This is a genomic window from Staphylococcus sp. HMSC061G12 (assembly GCF_001838465.1).
Classification (GTDB): domain Bacteria; phylum Bacillota; class Bacilli; order Staphylococcales; family Staphylococcaceae; genus Staphylococcus; species Staphylococcus simulans.
Window position 1 is genome coordinate 25,433 of record NZ_KV837131.1, and the last position, 15,574, is coordinate 41,006.

Sequence of the window (15,574 nt, forward strand, 5' to 3'; positions counted from 1 at the left end):
TTCACAGTATTTTTAAAGAAACAGTTAAAAACCGCCATTGACCCTTTCTTATATATACGATATATTTACTATGTATTTAAACGGACTTTACAACTATCCTATACTGTTGTATAAAAAAGTTGATACATATCTGCTAAGTTCAGTTATCATAAAATGAACTTCCTTCTTTGAGCAGTTATTTGAATTCAAATCAAGTCTTATCTTTTGTTATTAAGATAAATATTTATGAAAGGAAGTTTGATTCAATTGGGTTTCACTATTCTTAATATTGTCATCTTCGTTCTGCTTCTCGCTGGACTTTTTGTTATGGCAAAAAAACACGTTTCTTTCTCAAAACGTGTTTTCACCGCACTAGGTATTGGAATTGTACTTGGCGCTATTATGCACCTGGCTTATGGTGCTGGTTCTAAAATCACAACCACTACAACAGATTGGTTCGGCATTGTAGGTAATGGTTATGTCGCATTACTTCAAATGATCGTTATGCCACTAATCTTCATTTCGATTGTCGCAGCTTTCACTAAAATTCAATTAGGTGAAAAATTCGCGAAAATCGGTTTCTACATCTTTGTGTTCCTAATTGGAACAGTTGCAATCGCAGCAACAATTGGTATTATTTCAGCACTTGTCTTCGGATTAGATGCTTCATCTATTGATTTAGGCAGTGCAGAACAATCACGCGGTACAGAACTTGCTCAGAAAGCAAAAGATATGACCGCAAGTACGCTACCACAACAAATCTTAGAATTATTACCAAGAAATCCATTCTTAGATTTCACAGGTCAACGTACAACATCTACAATCGCTGTAGTTATTTTTGCGACATTTATCGGTTTCGCATATTTACGTGTCGCACGTAAACAACCTGAAAATGGTCATATCGTAAAACGTGCAATTGAAGCTATCTATTCAGTAATTATGTCAGTTGTAACTTTCGTTTTACGTTTAACGCCTTACGGTATCTTAGCTATTATGGCAAATACCATTGCGACGAGTGATTTCGGAGCGTTATGGACATTAGGTAAGTTCGTATTGGCCTCATATGCGGCTTTAATTACGATGTTCATCATTCATTTAATTATTGTCAGCATCCTCGGCTTGAATCCTTGGCGCTATGTTCGTAAAGTCGCTGAAGTATTAATATTCGCATTCACATCACGCTCAAGTGCAGGTGCCCTGCCATTAAACGTACAAACACAAAAATCACGTTTAGGTGTACCTGAAGGTATTGCGAACTTATCAGCATCTTTCGGTTTATCTATCGGCCAAAACGGTTGTGCAGGTATCTATCCAGCAATGTTAGCAGTGATGGTCGCACCGGTTGCAGATGTTGAAGTCAACTTGCAGTTTATTGTGACACTCATTGCGGTTGTTATTATTTCTTCATTTGGTGTTGCAGGTGTTGGCGGCGGCGCAACATTCGCTGCGATCTTAGTACTTTCAACATTGAACTTGCCTGTCGCATTAGCTGGTGTGCTAATTTCAGTAGAACCATTAATTGATATGGGTCGTACAGCATTAAACGTCAATGACTCTATGCTTGCAGGTGTCGGCAGTGCTAAATTAACTGGCAACTTGGATAAAAAGAAATTTAATGAAAATCAATATAATGACTTAAGTACAGACTATTAAGAGATAAGAAGGCTAACTTCTTATAAGTACGAGTTAAATATTAGGCTTAGGCTTTATGTAAAATAAATCAGCCCTATCGCGTTCACAATTAAAGTGAGCGTGATAGGGCTGATTTTTTAATTTCTCTACTTTTAATCAAGTGTCTGATGAATGAACACTTATTTTTTAATGAAACCTGACTTATGCAGTTCGTCTAACATATCTGCACGTTCTTTCATTGTTAAGAATTGTGCAATTTGTTCTGACCAAGTTTCTTTACGTTCTCCATTTGTACGTTTGTCGTAATATGCGCTGACTTCTTTGTCATAATCTTTAATATAACCTAATTCTTCGTCATCGTTTTGGTTGTATCCATTTTCATGGAAGACAGCTTCAAATGGTAAACGTGGTTTTGGTGAACCATTTTCATCATCTGCAGGAACACCTAGCGCCATTCCGAATAATGGGAATGTATATTCAGGTAAGTTCAATAGCTTTTTCACGCGAGCAACATCATTACGTAATGAACCTAAATAAACCATACCAAGTCCTAAGCTTTCTGCCGCAATTGAAATATTTTGTGCAACTAACGCAACATCAATTGTACCGACAAGTAAGCCTTCTGCAGATTCAAATGAACTTTGTAAGTTTTGCTCAACTTCATTGTTGATTAAATCTTGACGGTGATAGTCCATCACAAAGACAAATAAATAGCCGCTTTCTTCTACATAAGGTTGACCTGAAATTTCTCTCAATGCTTTTTTAATTTCAGGGTCTGTAATACCAATAATAGAATATGTTTGTAAGTAGCTTGATGTAGAAGCTCTTTGGCCTGCTTCCACTAACTTTTTAACCGTTTCTTTACTTAAAGGTTCATTTTTAAATTTTCTTACAGAGTGGTGTTTCATCATAATTTGATCGATTACATCTGACATAGAATTTTCATTCCTACCTTTCAAATGATTTTAGCAATCTTATTTTACCCTCTTTTCATAAGTCATAAAAATTTAATGCTTTGAAAGTTAAGACAATAAAAGTTATTCTAATAATAGTAATATTCAGAATAAGGGGAGAATACCTATGGTCCAATACAAAAAAGAAATTGTAAATGCATTGTTTAAAGCACAACAAAATCATGAACCGATTGACTTCGTTTCAGAAAAATATGGCATCAGCGAATCGGTAGCCTATCAAATCCAAGATGCTTTAATCAGTGAATTGACACAAGCAAACAACAGTGAAATCGCAGGCTACAAAGTAAGTATGACCAGTGCAGAAACGCAAGCTTACGCGAATACAGATGAGCCGGCTTACGGAACAATTTTATCTGATAAAGTTGTAAAATCAGGTGAAACAGTTCAATTATCTAAATTATTCGCACCGCTTATCGAACCTGAGCTCGTGTTCGTGATATTAAATGATATTAGTCCCGATGCATCAGACGAAGATATCTTAAACAGCGTTAAAGTAGCGCCAGGTATTGAAATACCAGATGCACGCTATAAAGATTGGTTCCCTAACTTCACTTTAGGCGACTTAATTTCTGATAACACAGCTTCAGGTTTAGTCGCATTAGGTGAAGCTGCTGATCGTGTCTCATATGAAGACTTTGAAAATATCACTTTAAAATTAACAAAAGATAATGAAGAAATTGCAACAGGTGTTTCTTCAGATGTACTAGGTAATCCAATTGAAGCATTAAAATGGTTAGTTAAAAAACTTGCATCACAAGATAAACAACTGCTTAAAGGCCAAATTGTTTCTTCTGGTACATTTGTTCCACCTGTTCCAGCTGAAAAAGGTACGTATCGTGCAGAATATAGTTACCCAGGCTCAATTGAGGTCACATTTGAATAATAAGTTACAATACCCCTTTCTGTTATTATAGAGACAGAAACGGGGTATAACGTTATTGTAGAGATTGCGATTAATAATCAGTCATCTTTATTGAGAAAATTAATCTCTAATTGATATTGAGAAATAATTGTTAATTTCCTATGAATTTCTTTGCTTTACACACATTCTAAAAGTCGTTAATATTTCTAATACACTAGTATTTACAGTGTTTTATGCATTATTCCACTTACACAATCACGAGTATTGACTATTTCTGACGATAATGTGATAATAGGAATCAAGGAGATTAGAATTATTATAAATAAATAATTAGGATAATTTAGCTATCCTGATTAGCTTTCTAATCAAAAAAACTTTTTAATTTCTAGGAGGATGTATTTTATGTCATTAATTAACAAAGAAATTTTACCATTCACAGCAAATGCTTATGATCCTAAAAAAGATGAGTTCATCGAAGTTTCAGAAGAAACATTAAAAGGTTCTTGGAACGTTTTAGTATTCTACCCAGCAGACTTCTCATTCGTTTGCCCAACTGAATTAGAAGACGTTCAAAACCAATATGATGAATTACAAAAATTAGGTGTTAATGTGTACTCAATCTCAACAGATACTCATTTCGTACACAAAGCTTGGCATGACCACTCAGATGCTATCAGCAAATTACAATACACAATGATTGGTGACCCATCACAAACAATCACTCGTAACTTTGATGTATTAGATGAAGAACTAGGATTAGCTCAACGTGGTACTTTCATCGTTGACCCTGATGGCGTAGTACAAGCTGCAGAAATTAACGCAGACGGTATTGGCCGTGACGCAAGCACTTTAGTTCACAAAATTAAAGCTGCTCAATATGTACGTCAACATCCAGGCGAAGTTTGCCCAGCTAAATGGGAAGAAGGCGGCGAAACTTTACAACCAGGTCTTGACTTAGTAGGTAAAATTTAAGGAGGCATTCATATAAATGCTGGATAAAGAGTTAAAATCACAATTATCTCAACTTCTTGAATTAATGGAAGGCGACGTGGTTTTAACAGCGAGCTATGATGACAGCGACAAATCTAAAGAGTTGAAAGACCTGTTAGATGAAATTGCTGATATGTCATCGCATATCACTGTTAAAGAGGATACGCTGAAACGTACACCAAGTTTCAGTGTAGATACTCCTGATGTGCACACAGGCATAGTATTTGCCGGTGTGCCATTAGGTCATGAATTCAACTCACTCGTATTGGCTTTATTACAAGTCAGCGGACGCCCTCCGAAAGAAGAACAAAGTGTTATCGATCAAGTCAAAGCGCTTGAAGGACCACTTCATTTCGAAACATTTATCAGCCTAAGCTGTCAAAAATGTCCGGATGTGGTTCAAGCATTGAACATGATGAGTGTGTTAAACCCTAACATCACGCATACCATGATTGATGGCGCAGTCTTCAGAGAAGAATCTGAAGATATTATGGCAGTTCCTGCTGTATTCTTAAACGGTGAAGAATTCGGTAACGGCCGCATGACTATTTCTGACATCTTAAACATGTTAGGCAGCCAAGCAGACCCTGCTGAATTCAATGATAAAGAACCATTCGATGTATTAGTCATCGGTGGCGGTCCTGCAAGTGGTACAGCTGCTATCTATACTGCACGTAAAGGTTTACGTACAGGTATTGTGGCAGATCGTATCGGTGGTCAAGTGACTGAAACTGCAGGTATCGAAAACTTTATCACAGTTAAAGAAACAACAGGTCCAGAATTCTCATCTGCTTTAGAGCAACACATCAATGAATACGATATTGATGTGATGGATGGTATCCGTGCTTCTAACGTTGAGAAAACTGAAGACGGCATTGTTGTTACTTTAGAAAATGATGCCAAACTAAAAAGTAAGACAGTTATTATTGCTACAGGTGCACGCTTCAAAAACTTGAACATTCCAGGTGAAGACGAGTTACGCAACAAAGGTGTTGCATACTGCCCTCACTGTGACGGACCTTTATTCGAAGGTAAAAATGTTGCGGTTGTCGGCGGCGGCAACTCTGGTGCTGAAGCTGCTATTGACTTAGCAGGTATTGTAAAACACGTTACACTTGTAGAATACAAAGACTTCTTACGTGCAGATGAGATTTTACAAAAACGTTTAGGCGAATTATCAAACGTTACAATCTTGAAAAATGCACAGTCTTCAGAAGTTCTTGGTGACGATCATGTTACCGGTCTTAAATATGAAGACAACAAAACTGGCGAAACACATCAAATTGATGTAGATGGTATTTTCGTCCAAATCGGTCTATTACCAAACTCTGAATGGTTGCACGGTGCAATTGACACAAACGACCATGGCGAAATTATCGTAGACCGTAAACAAGAAACAAGTATGCCGGGTGTATTCGCGGCAGGCGACGTAACAGACGATCGCTTCAAACAAATTATCATCGCAATGGGTACAGGTGCAGACGCTGCACTGAACGCATTTGATTATATTATCCGTAACTAATCTCTCCCTATCATTTGATTAAGACGGATAACTAATAAGACAGGCAAAGATAAATTTCTTTAAGAAAGCTATCTTTGTCTGTCTTTTTTTATACATATTCATGTTACAATTAATATAATTCACTACAATATAGCTGAGAAAAGGAGCTTTGGTTGTCTATGTTATTATTACTTGTTTCTATAGTTCATCTCAGCCAAGCTTCTCGTTCTACTGTCAATTTTAACAATCTTTTCATCGGTTTGAATCGAACCCGCACGTTTCCTAGAAACCTCAATTGGGAACAGCTGCAACGCTTTTATCAGTCACTGCAAACACGTTACTTCAAACGTCTTTTATACGTCAGTCTTCCATTAAGCGTCCTCGACTTATTTATACTTATCAAACTTGGCCACGCATGGCTCATTTTAGTCGAACTCGGTGTATATTTAGCACTGCTCTTCTTTATACTGCGTAAAGTTGAAAAATATATTCAATCCCATGATTAATCAAACCTATCACCTACCGTTAGGTTTAGTTCATTCCAAAGTAGGATGGCAAAGATGAGACAGTAAGCTATAATTTATCTAAATCAAGAAAGAAAGTTAGGTTTTATTATGAAGGTCCTACATACCAAACATATCGGCATTACCCTCGTTATTTTTATTATTTTAATGCTGCTGGTGAAATTGGACTTCATCCTTATGATAGACGAACCGATTTATAACTTCGTCAGACTCTTACATCAAGTACCATTTATGGACCGCTTCTTAATCGTCTACTCTAACCTATTTCAACCATGGCACTTAGTTGGTTTTATGGCTGTCATTTTAATTATTTTATTCTTCAAGAATAAAAAGCTCTCATTGATAACAATGACTTGGGCAATTGTGACACTTTTATTAGGAATTGGATTGAAGTACTTTATTCATCGCGCACGTCCTGTGGAATATATCTCAGGATTCAGTTTCCCAAGTTTGCATACGTTAACAATTGTCGTTGCGGCAGTGGTCTTCTTAACGTTAATGCGTAAACGTTATTGGCATTATATCGCGTATTTGATGATTTTCATTATGATGGTTTCACGCATTTACGTTCATGCGCATTACTTTTCTGATACCGTCGGTGCTGTCTTATTCGGCTATCTCATGCTGCACGTTGCGCAACATTTCATCGCGAAATATCAACTCGATGTTCCTTTCACTTCAAGACTGGAATCTCCATGGCAACGAGATACTTAACGCATGCTAGGATGTTAAGCTATAATGAAAGTAATCATATAGAACAGTGAAGGAGAAACAAAAGTGAGCAAACTAAAACAACTATTAATCATCACTTTCACATTAATGTTAGCTGTGACGCTTACAGCTTGTGCACAAAAAGACGAAAAACAAGAACATCACGCAAAATATGCGCCGAAAAATGCGACACCGATTCACAAAATAGAAATCTTTAAAACCTCTGAAAAAGGTAAAGATTTAACTGAACAAGAAACGCGTGATTATTTAAAACGTTACTTAGAAGCGAATAACGATATCATTGATAACAAATACGTCTTACAACATAAGCTAGACCAACAATATGATGGTCGTCAAAAAGTCTCAGATCAGTTAGATACAGATTTACGAGAATTAGCTAACATTACAACGAAGAATCAAATGAATTTCGAAGCATTCTTAAAAGATAATAAAGTTCCTTCTAATCAAAAAGAAGATATCGAACGTATTAATAAATACTTCAGCGCTGTTAACTATAAAGTTGCACGTGCAGATCAACAGTTAGAAGAGTTGAGTTATAGTCCACAAAAAACAATCAATGTCGTCGATGTTCCTACAAACTACGCAGGTGACGTAAATTTAAAACAACAAAAGAAAATCAAAGCTTTCTTAAAGAAACACAAGCTATCTACTCAAGCGATTGATAAATAATCATTGAACATACAAAAGCGCGCGAACACTCATTAAACAGTGCTCGCGCGCTTTCTTTATACAATATTAAACATTATGTTCATTACCCATTGAGATAGAGAGTCTATTCCAGAAGTTGATTTGATTAATCACAAAGACTAAATCTGTGTATTCTTCTTCTGAGTATACTTCACGTACGCGGCGATATAGCTCATCAGATACGCCATGTTGTGAAATTAAAGTAATAGCTTCTGTTAATTCTAAAGCCAGTTTCGTTCTCTCAGAATATATATTCGTATCATGCCATGCGTTCAATAAGAAAATTTCTTCCTCACTTACACCGATTTTACGTGCATCGCTTGTATGCATTGCCAAACAAAAGGCACAGCCATTAATTTGAGAAGCACGAATTTTCACTAATTCTTGTAAGTGATGATCGATGCTCGCTTTTTTCAATTGTTTTTCCATTTCGTATAGAATATTAACCTTATCTTTCGCAACGTTTTGATATTGAATTCTATTATCCAATACGATTCCTCCAATGTCTTTGACTCATTTATTATTTTTCCGTCTACCTCCGAGTTTACGCTTATTTATTTTAACGTTCAAAAGTGCGAATTGTTTGAATACTATTATCCGATATTTTACGCTTATATTGTATGAAAATTTATGAGGGAGCTGATGATATGGGTAAATTAACGTCAGATGAACGTATTCATATATTAAGAGATTTAGTCGGTATTGAATCTGTGAACGATAATGAATTAGACGTCGCAGAGTATCTGCAAGACCTTTTCAAAAAACATAATATCGACGCTAAAATTATTAAATTAACAGATACACGCGCAAACCTTGTAGCTGAAATTGGTAGCGGCAGCCCTGTTATCGGGGTATCTGGTCATATGGATGTTGTTTCACCAGGTAACCCAGAAGATTGGCAAACACCACCTTTCAAACTAACTGAAGATGATGAAGGACGTCTACACGGTCGTGGTGCAGCAGATATGAAATCTGGTTTAGCTGCATTTGTGATCAGTTTAATTGAATTACACGACCAAGGCTTACCAAAAGAAGGCACAATCCGTTTACTTGCGACAGTAGGCGAAGAGATTGAAGGTGACGGAGCTAGAGCCTTCTATAAAGATGGTTATATGGATGATGTAGATGCATTGCTTATTTCAGAACCATCTCAAGATAAAATTATTTATGCACACAAAGGTTCTATGGATATCCGTGTCACATCAAAAGGTTCATCTGTGCATAGTTCTATGCCTCAACTCGGTTATAATGCGTTGAATCCATTAGTAGACTTTGTGCATCGCATTAATGAAGCACAAGCTAAAATTACTGCGACAAATGAAGAGTTAGGCGAACCTGTCGCAAATGCGACAATCTTTAATAGTGGTACACAAGTCAACTCTATTCCTGACCGCGCAGTAGTAGAATTTAATATCAGAACAATTCCAGAAGCAGACAATGATGGCTACCAAGACTTATTCGAACAAGTCGCAAAAGATGTTAAAGAAAAATACAGTGATTGTGATTTAGACATTGATACGTATATGTCACGTTCTGCAGTCTTCACAACTGGTGATAATCCAGTAGTAGACCTAGCACAATCACTCGGTAAAAAATATTTAGGTGAATCTATTCCTAAACAAGCTTCACCAGGTGTCACAGATGCGGCTGACTTAATGCTTGATAAAGGAAAAGACTTCCCACTTATTATGTTCGGTCCTGGCGAAACAAGCCAAGCACACCGAATTGATGAATACGTTTATAAAGATGTTTATTTAAACTTCATTGATTTGTTTGAAGAGTTATTACCTCAAGCAATCGACAAATTAAAATAAAATCAATCAAGATAAATGTTAAGCGGTTGAATCCAAAACAAAGGATTCAACCGCTTTTATATGTTTTCAGTATCTACAAGAATCGGATCACAATTCTCAATGTGTTTGTCGAATAATTCTTCTTCAGTAATTACACCTAAATAATACAGGCAGCAACGTATCCAAATTTGATGCGCCACAATCACTACTACTTCGTCTTTAATATCCAATATATCTTTAAAAAATTCATCTATTCTTCCTAATACATCTGAATAGTTTTCACCGCCAGGTGCACGTTGTGTAAAACTGTTTCGAAAGTCGCTGTATCGTGGATCTTCAAAATAACGACTATAAGCTGGATTGTCACGCAATGTTTCTCTTGGATAGCCTTCAAACTCCCCTAGAGAGCGTTCTCTTAATAATGGCGAAAAAGTATGTGGAATCGCACTGTCAAAACCATTTTCATATGTTTGAATCGTACGGGTTAAATCAGAAATGTAGATATGGTCTATATGTATACCTTCAAAATATGTTTTTAATGCTTGTGCAGAACATACGCCTTCTTTTGTTAAAGAGACATCTAATTGTCCAGTAAAGTATTGATTTCCATGATGATTATCATAGTTTGCGGTTGATTCTCCATGCCGTATCAAATAAAACTTCACGTTGTGTTCACTCCTATAATCTCGTTATCCTCTGCCGTTTACTCAATTCACTTTACTTCATTATGACACTGAGCAAATAGATTTAACGTAATGATAACATGTTTTTATATAATTTTATCGACTTAATGTTTGTTTGTTATCTAATTTTAACATTCTTGTACGGTCTCTTGTGTACAAGTGATTATATTTTATGTACTTCTTACATTAACAACACCCAAACATTCCTTTCAACCTATACAGAAAGCTAATGAAAATAAAATCAGATAAAAAAATCCCTGTAATATTGATATGCATCAATGCTACAGGGTTAAGGTCTCATACATTTTTATTTAACTTTTAAATTTCGTCAAGTTGATTATTTTTCATCAAGATTTTTAAGAATTCACGCTCTACTTCTAATAAATGAACGTAATCATCTGACATAATTTCTTTACTTAATTCAATATTCTTTTCAGAGATAAAATTAACTAACTCTTCATTATCTTTATTGCTTGAGTATTCGCTTTTTGCTTGTGCAAGTAATGAATCTTCGCATACTAAAATGAAAGAACGACCATAAGCAATATCAACTTTACCACGTTGATAATGAGACTCTAAAAATCTTTTAGCCTCTTCTAAATCATCTGTATGTTCAAAAATACCGAATACTTGCTCAGTCACTTTATCTGATAAGTTAGCTAAACGATCTTTTTCTGGTTGGCTATCTGGTTTCACTCTATCTTTAACCAACATTTTTTGTTTTTTGATTTCATCTTCGATTAATTCTAATTCTTTAGTACGTTCTTCTTTTGACCACTTATTTTCATGTTCTTTGTACTCTGTCAATAAATCATTCGCTTTATGCAGATCAAAGTGTTCTTCACCTTTACCGCTATGATCTAATCCTTCGTAGTGCGTTGGATGAGATGTTTCATTCTTATCGTTTTTATTTAATCCTTGTCTACTCATATTAAGATGCTCCTTTTCAACTTGACATTTATTCACTTGTCCAATGTAGTGGATACATTTCAAAAATATTTTACCCGTCCATAAACGCAGTAAACACAGTGTACAACTCATCATACTTATACTTTTAGAACACTTAGGGAACGTAACTGTTATTTCCAGAGTCAAAATTTAACAGTTAAGTAGGTTAAATGATGACTTAAGGAATTTTGCGCAATGAAATAGAAAAATCATCTAGAATAAAATTAAGATAAAAAAAGGAGGTTGCTTATCATGATGATCGCAGATATTATTGGTGGTATTATCAAGTTAATCGTGAACTTAGTAGACACTTTTGCTCCTAAAAAATAATCCATAAATACTTAATGACTTTTATAATACGCTCGCGAAGTCGGGCGTATTTTTTCTGTTAAAAAAACAAACTTTAGAGAATCTTACCTCTTTTAGATTAATATTTTCTATCCTTATTTCGCCCTTTATTATTATTTTTGAACATGAAAAAACCCCGTAAGCCTATGCCTACGGGGTTTATCTATAAGTTTTATCTTAGTTTTCATCTTTAACATATGGTAATAAAGCCATATGACGAGCACGTTTGATAGCTGTAGTCAACATACGTTGATATTTAGCTGAAGTGCCAGTTACACGACGTGGTAAAATTTTACCGCGTTCTGAGATAAAACGTTTTAATAAGTCAGTATCTTTATAGTCGATGTGTGTAATTCCGTTTGCTGTGAAGTAACAAACTTTTTTACGACGACGTCCGCCTCTTCTTGGTCCACCTGCCATGGTTAACTGCCTCCTTTAATCGATATTTTCAAATTTTACGTTCATTACACGTATTAGAATGGTAAATCATCGTCACTGATGTCAATAGGTCCGTTCGTATTTGCGAATGGATTGTCTGATTGACCAGCGTTGGATGAATTGTTGTTTTGATAAGATGACGTATTTTGTCCTTGTTGTTGACCACCATAGTTTTGACCATAGCTCTGGAATTGGTTATTACCGCCAGATTGTTGGCCATGACGTTGGTTTTGTGATTTTGGTTCAAGGAATTGAACACTGTCACATACAACTTCAGTAACAAAGATACGGCGTCCTTCTTGGTTTTCGTAACTGCGTGATTGTAAGCGACCATCAACGCCTGCAAGACTTCCTTTAAACAAGTAATTGCTTACGTTTTCTGCTTGTTTTCTAAAAACAACACAGTTAATAAAGTCCGCTTCACGTTCCCCTTGCGCATTCGTAAACGTACGATTAACCGCTAGAGTAAAAGTCGCTACACTTACGCCTGAGGGTGTCGTTCTGTATTCAGGATCCTTAGTTAAACGGCCTACTAATACAACTCTGTTAATCATTTAAACGCCCCCATTCTGTTTTTACTTATCTTCGTCTTCGCGAATAACCATATAACGAATGATATCGTCATTGATTTTTGCTAAACGTTGGAATTCATCTGTAGCTTCACTGTTTTCAGTGTTGATACGTACAATGTTGTAGAAACCTTCTTTGAAATCGTCGATTTCGTAAGCAAGGCGACGTTTGCCCCAATCTTTTTCTTCAATGATTTCAGCACCGTCGTTAGTTAAAATATTTTTGAAACGTTCAACTAATGCTTTTCTCGCTTCGTCTTCAATGTTTGGACGAACAACGTACATAATTTCATATGTTCTCATTTTTATCTGCACCTCCTCGTGGACTATACGGCTTACTCTCAATTGGAGTAAGCAAGGAATAATTTTCATTACTCACAATCAAGAATTATAGCATAGCCATTTACTTTTTACAATCATTTTTATTATGTGAATTCAAACGAATTCTACTTTTTTCATACCCATTAATTTATCTCACATGCCCATCCATCTTTATCTCCATCCATTTTATCTCTATAAGCCGGATGATCTTTAGACACTCCTCCAGGATAGTCTTTTCTCAATTCTGTACAGTTAGCATAATACTTCGTTCCTCCATTTTGAGACGCACTGTTTTGTGAATGATTTTGAGATCCTTGGGAGCCTGACGGTAGGCTACTTTGATAATTATTTTCTGGGACATTACCACTCCAAATATTCAGACGCTCCTGTTGCGCTAAACGTTGACTCTCTTGTAATTGGTCTAAATACGTAACACTTGGCGGATAAATATAAGCTACTTTTGCTAAACCTTGTCTGACTAATGCATCATTTACCATCACACCATCGGCATAGACATATGCTAGATATCTGCCATATTTATCTGTCTTACCGCCCTTATCAAACTCAACTTCAACCTTAGAAGCATGCATCAACATATTCTTGGTAAAATCAGACGCTTCTTTACCATATGGTTCTACACCTTTTCTAGGATGTTTCGTCTCCGGTGTATCAATCAACAATAATCTGAAGGCAGATTCTTTTCCTTCATATCTCAATCTTACTGTATCTCCATCTACAGGACGTGTGAATTCAACTTCTTCTCTAACTAAACCATTAGGTTGTGTTTGCGGTTCAGATTTAGGTTCACTCGTTTCTTTCTTTTGGCCATTGTCCGATTCTTGTTCTGATTTCGGAGCTGCTTTAGGTTGTTCTGACTGATTGTCTTTTTGTGTATCTTTCGATTCATCTTTTGATTGATCTTGTGTTGTATCTGCAGTTTGATTATTCGTTGTTTCAGGCTTTGTATCTGGTTCAGACATTCCAAAGAACATCATACTTAAAATAAATGCTACTAAAGCAATGATACCTGCTGCTTTCTTCTGCTTACCTTTTATCCATAAAAAGACAAACATGGCTATGTAAATTATAAATATAATAAAACACAACACACCTAGTATTCCCAAAATCTTGTACACCTCCTCTTTAGCACTTGTTTCTTTCTATTCTAAACTATTTCTTTATTATTAATAAGATTCAATCTACACTTTATAATAAATCCAACATTATTTCTGCCGATTTTAAGTTAAATAAGATATGATAAGTCTGAAGAGGTGTTATTTATGTCAGAAGAACATGCACGAATTTTCAAAACTGAACAAGGTCATGCCGTTACATTGCCTGATACTGTGATAGAATCTTTAAATTTAAAACCTGGAGATCAATTAGTTCACGAAATAATCAACGATACTATCGTTTTTAAAAAAGTAAACCATGAAGATTTTACTAAAGAGTGGAACCGTTTCTTTCAACAGGGCGGCGATTACTCAGATTACAAAACGCATGAATGGGGCGAAGCATCGGAGCGTGAGCAATGGTAAAACAATATCAAATTATAGAAGTTAATCTGAATCCCACACTTGGTCGCGAGAAAGGTAAATATAGACCTTGTGTGGTTCTAAGCAGAAATGAATTCAATCAAAAGACAGGTTTAGTATGGGTTTCTCCTATTACAAGTAGAGCTGTTAAGTATCCTACTGATGTTGAACTACATTCTATGGAACATCGAATTAAAGGTACTGTCGATGTCGGTCAAATACGTACTTTAGATTTAAGCTCGAGGCATTATAAAATCGTTGATCGTACAACGCACGAAGTCATGCACAAAATCGACGATATTATTACGCACATTCTGAAAATGGAGCATTTCTAACACGCTTTTTCAAAAAGTGTGTTTTTTTATAAATAATTATGTATCTTTATTCGTAATAGTGTATAATAAATCAAAACCAATGTCTCATACCTTTATTTCTAACAATAAGAAGCAGATTACAATTAAAGCCTAATTTTCAAAATTATAGAATCGCAATTGTTTAGGAATAATTAGAGTTCTGTAAAGTTTTTTAAAACTATATTTATTTCATTGTCTTGAAAAATAAGTCACTTATAATGAAGGTGTAATATATCACAAAGAGGAGTTGTAGTAGAATGCAAAACTTAAGAAACAGACATTTCCTAACATTATTAGATTTCAGCCAAAAAGAAGTAGAATATTTATTAAACCTTTCAGAGGATTTGAAACGTGCGAAATACGCCGGTATTGAGCAACAAACACTTAAAGGAAAAAACATTGCATTAATTTTCGAAAAAGACTCAACTCGTACTCGTTGCGCATTTGAAGTTGCGGCAGCTGACCAAGGTGCAAGTACTACTTATCTTGGACCAACTGGTTCTCAAATGGGCAAAAAAGAAACAGCAGCAGATACAGCTCGCGTTTTAGGCGGCATGTATGACGGCATCGAATATCGCGGATTCTCTCAACGTACTGTTGAATCATTAGCAAAAGAATCAGGCGTGCCGGTATGGAACGGTTTAACTGACGAAGATCACCCAACACAAGTCTTAGCTGACTTCTTAACAGCTAAAGAAGTATTGA

Annotated in this window: 18 protein-coding genes and 1 pseudogene; 11 read left to right on the forward strand and 8 right to left on the reverse strand. The window is 35.7% G+C overall.

Annotated elements, in window-relative coordinates; translation table 11 throughout:
• Positions 1-306 precede the first annotated feature (306 nt).
• Positions 307-1,632: an L-cystine transporter gene (locus tag HMPREF2937_RS08855; protein WP_371099726.1), complete on the forward strand. Its 1,326-nt coding sequence runs from the start codon at positions 307-309 to the stop codon at positions 1,630-1,632.
• A gap of 158 nt (positions 1,633-1,790) precedes the next feature.
• On the opposite strand, the gene nfsA is transcribed toward HMPREF2937_RS08855, so the two are convergent.
• On the reverse strand, positions 1,791-2,546 hold the full coding sequence (gene nfsA, locus HMPREF2937_RS08860; RefSeq protein ID WP_070864413.1) for an oxygen-insensitive NADPH nitroreductase: 756 nt from the start codon (positions 2,544-2,546) through the stop codon (positions 1,791-1,793).
• 145 nt (positions 2,547-2,691) lie between these two features.
• On the opposite strand from nfsA, the gene HMPREF2937_RS08865 reads away from it, so the two are divergent.
• The 6 genes from HMPREF2937_RS08865 (at position 2,692) to HMPREF2937_RS08890 (ending at position 7,863) form a co-directional block, all read left to right on the forward strand.
• A complete protein-coding gene (locus HMPREF2937_RS08865; protein WP_002480334.1) occupies positions 2,692-3,468 on the forward strand; it encodes a 2-keto-4-pentenoate hydratase in 777 nt (258 codons plus the stop codon).
• A 381-nt stretch (positions 3,469-3,849) separates the two neighbouring features.
• Positions 3,850-4,419 carry an alkyl hydroperoxide reductase subunit C gene (ahpC, locus tag HMPREF2937_RS08870; protein WP_002480333.1) on the forward strand — a complete coding sequence of 190 codons (570 nt, stop codon included), beginning with the start codon at positions 3,850-3,852 and terminating at the stop codon, positions 4,417-4,419.
• A 16-nt stretch (positions 4,420-4,435) separates the two neighbouring features.
• Entirely contained in the window at positions 4,436-5,959 is a 1,524-nt protein-coding gene (gene ahpF, locus HMPREF2937_RS08875; RefSeq protein ID WP_070864414.1) for an alkyl hydroperoxide reductase subunit F, read from the forward strand.
• A 158-nt stretch (positions 5,960-6,117) separates the two neighbouring features.
• Positions 6,118-6,444: a hypothetical protein gene (locus tag HMPREF2937_RS08880; RefSeq protein ID WP_002480331.1), complete on the forward strand. Its 327-nt coding sequence runs from the start codon at positions 6,118-6,120 to the stop codon at positions 6,442-6,444.
• 195 nt (positions 6,445-6,639) lie between these two features.
• A complete protein-coding gene (locus HMPREF2937_RS08885) occupies positions 6,640-7,176 on the forward strand; it encodes a phosphatase PAP2 family protein (RefSeq protein WP_023014895.1) in 537 nt (178 codons plus the stop codon).
• A gap of 63 nt (positions 7,177-7,239) precedes the next feature.
• Positions 7,240-7,863 (forward strand): NDxxF motif lipoprotein, encoded by a 624-nt coding sequence (locus HMPREF2937_RS08890; protein WP_083326925.1) that lies wholly within the window; start codon positions 7,240-7,242, stop codon positions 7,861-7,863.
• A gap of 66 nt (positions 7,864-7,929) precedes the next feature.
• On the opposite strand, the gene HMPREF2937_RS08895 is transcribed toward HMPREF2937_RS08890, so the two are convergent.
• Positions 7,930-8,370, reverse strand: coding sequence for a carboxymuconolactone decarboxylase family protein (locus HMPREF2937_RS08895; protein ID WP_070864415.1), 441 nt, complete (start codon positions 8,368-8,370; stop codon positions 7,930-7,932).
• 158 nt (positions 8,371-8,528) lie between these two features.
• On the opposite strand from HMPREF2937_RS08895, the gene HMPREF2937_RS08900 reads away from it, so the two are divergent.
• Complete coding sequence (locus HMPREF2937_RS08900; RefSeq protein ID WP_023014893.1) at positions 8,529-9,695, forward strand: ArgE/DapE family deacylase; 1,167 nt, start codon at positions 8,529-8,531, stop codon at positions 9,693-9,695.
• Between the two features lie 56 nt (positions 9,696-9,751).
• Here the strand turns inward: HMPREF2937_RS08900 and HMPREF2937_RS08905 are convergent, their stop codons facing one another.
• From HMPREF2937_RS08905 to HMPREF2937_RS08930, 6 genes are all read right to left on the reverse strand, one after another.
• Positions 9,752-10,339, reverse strand: a complete 588-nt coding sequence (locus HMPREF2937_RS08905) for a histidine phosphatase family protein (protein ID WP_070864416.1) — start codon at positions 10,337-10,339, stop codon at positions 9,752-9,754.
• Positions 10,340-10,675: 336 nt separating this feature from the next.
• Positions 10,676-11,287 carry a hypothetical protein gene (locus HMPREF2937_RS08910; protein WP_061054960.1) on the reverse strand — a complete coding sequence of 204 codons (612 nt, stop codon included), beginning with the start codon at positions 11,285-11,287 and terminating at the stop codon, positions 10,676-10,678.
• A gap of 543 nt (positions 11,288-11,830) precedes the next feature.
• Positions 11,831-12,073 carry a 30S ribosomal protein S18 gene (gene rpsR, locus HMPREF2937_RS08915; protein WP_002480324.1) on the reverse strand — a complete coding sequence of 81 codons (243 nt, stop codon included), beginning with the start codon at positions 12,071-12,073 and terminating at the stop codon, positions 11,831-11,833.
• Positions 12,074-12,126: 53 nt separating this feature from the next.
• Positions 12,127-12,645, reverse strand: a complete 519-nt coding sequence (gene ssb, locus HMPREF2937_RS08920) for a single-stranded DNA-binding protein (RefSeq protein ID WP_002480323.1) — start codon at positions 12,643-12,645, stop codon at positions 12,127-12,129.
• Between the two features lie 21 nt (positions 12,646-12,666).
• Positions 12,667-12,963 (reverse strand): 30S ribosomal protein S6, encoded by a 297-nt coding sequence (gene rpsF, locus HMPREF2937_RS08925; protein WP_002480322.1) that lies wholly within the window; start codon positions 12,961-12,963, stop codon positions 12,667-12,669.
• Positions 12,964-13,124: 161 nt separating this feature from the next.
• Positions 13,125-14,108, reverse strand: a complete 984-nt coding sequence (locus HMPREF2937_RS08930) for a thermonuclease family protein (protein ID WP_070684289.1) — start codon at positions 14,106-14,108, stop codon at positions 13,125-13,127.
• A gap of 153 nt (positions 14,109-14,261) precedes the next feature.
• On the opposite strand from HMPREF2937_RS08930, the gene HMPREF2937_RS08935 reads away from it, so the two are divergent.
• The 3 genes and pseudogenes from HMPREF2937_RS08935 to HMPREF2937_RS08945 all read left to right on the forward strand — a co-directional run.
• Positions 14,262-14,519: an AbrB/MazE/SpoVT family DNA-binding domain-containing protein gene (locus HMPREF2937_RS08935; protein ID WP_070864417.1), complete on the forward strand. Its 258-nt coding sequence runs from the start codon at positions 14,262-14,264 to the stop codon at positions 14,517-14,519.
• The gene (locus HMPREF2937_RS08940) at positions 14,513-14,851 is read left to right on the forward strand and encodes a type II toxin-antitoxin system PemK/MazF family toxin (protein WP_070848131.1); all 339 of its coding nucleotides are present in this window, start codon (positions 14,513-14,515) and stop codon (positions 14,849-14,851) included. Before HMPREF2937_RS08935 ends, HMPREF2937_RS08940 begins: the two co-directional genes overlap by 7 nt.
• 275 nt (positions 14,852-15,126) lie before the next feature.
• A pseudogene (locus HMPREF2937_RS08945) lies at positions 15,127-15,574 on the forward strand (ornithine carbamoyltransferase subunit F); the annotation flags it as partial.

Bases quoted from the DNA above. Each gene is read 5' to 3' on its own strand.
- HMPREF2937_RS08855 (WP_371099726.1), top strand. From the start codon at position 307: ATGGCAAAAAAACACGTTTCTTTCTCAAAACGTGTTTTCACCGCACTA.
- nfsA (WP_070864413.1), bottom strand. From the start codon at position 2,546: ATGTCAGATGTAATCGATCAAATTATGATGAAACACCACTCTGTAAGA.
- HMPREF2937_RS08865 (WP_002480334.1), top strand. From the start codon at position 2,692: ATGGTCCAATACAAAAAAGAAATTGTAAATGCATTGTTTAAAGCACAA.
- ahpC (WP_002480333.1), top strand. From the start codon at position 3,850: ATGTCATTAATTAACAAAGAAATTTTACCATTCACAGCAAATGCTTAT.
- ahpF (WP_070864414.1), top strand. From the start codon at position 4,436: ATGCTGGATAAAGAGTTAAAATCACAATTATCTCAACTTCTTGAATTA.
- HMPREF2937_RS08880 (WP_002480331.1), top strand. From the start codon at position 6,118: ATGTTATTATTACTTGTTTCTATAGTTCATCTCAGCCAAGCTTCTCGT.
- HMPREF2937_RS08885 (WP_023014895.1), top strand. From the start codon at position 6,640: ATGATAGACGAACCGATTTATAACTTCGTCAGACTCTTACATCAAGTA.
- HMPREF2937_RS08900 (WP_023014893.1), top strand. From the start codon at position 8,529: ATGGGTAAATTAACGTCAGATGAACGTATTCATATATTAAGAGATTTA.
- HMPREF2937_RS08910 (WP_061054960.1), bottom strand. From the start codon at position 11,287: ATGAGTAGACAAGGATTAAATAAAAACGATAAGAATGAAACATCTCAT.
- rpsR (WP_002480324.1), bottom strand. From the start codon at position 12,073: ATGGCAGGTGGACCAAGAAGAGGCGGACGTCGTCGTAAAAAAGTTTGT.
- ssb (WP_002480323.1), bottom strand. From the start codon at position 12,645: ATGATTAACAGAGTTGTATTAGTAGGCCGTTTAACTAAGGATCCTGAA.
- rpsF (WP_002480322.1), bottom strand. From the start codon at position 12,963: ATGAGAACATATGAAATTATGTACGTTGTTCGTCCAAACATTGAAGAC.
- HMPREF2937_RS08935 (WP_070864417.1), top strand. From the start codon at position 14,262: ATGTCAGAAGAACATGCACGAATTTTCAAAACTGAACAAGGTCATGCC.
- HMPREF2937_RS08940 (WP_070848131.1), top strand. From the start codon at position 14,513: ATGGTAAAACAATATCAAATTATAGAAGTTAATCTGAATCCCACACTT.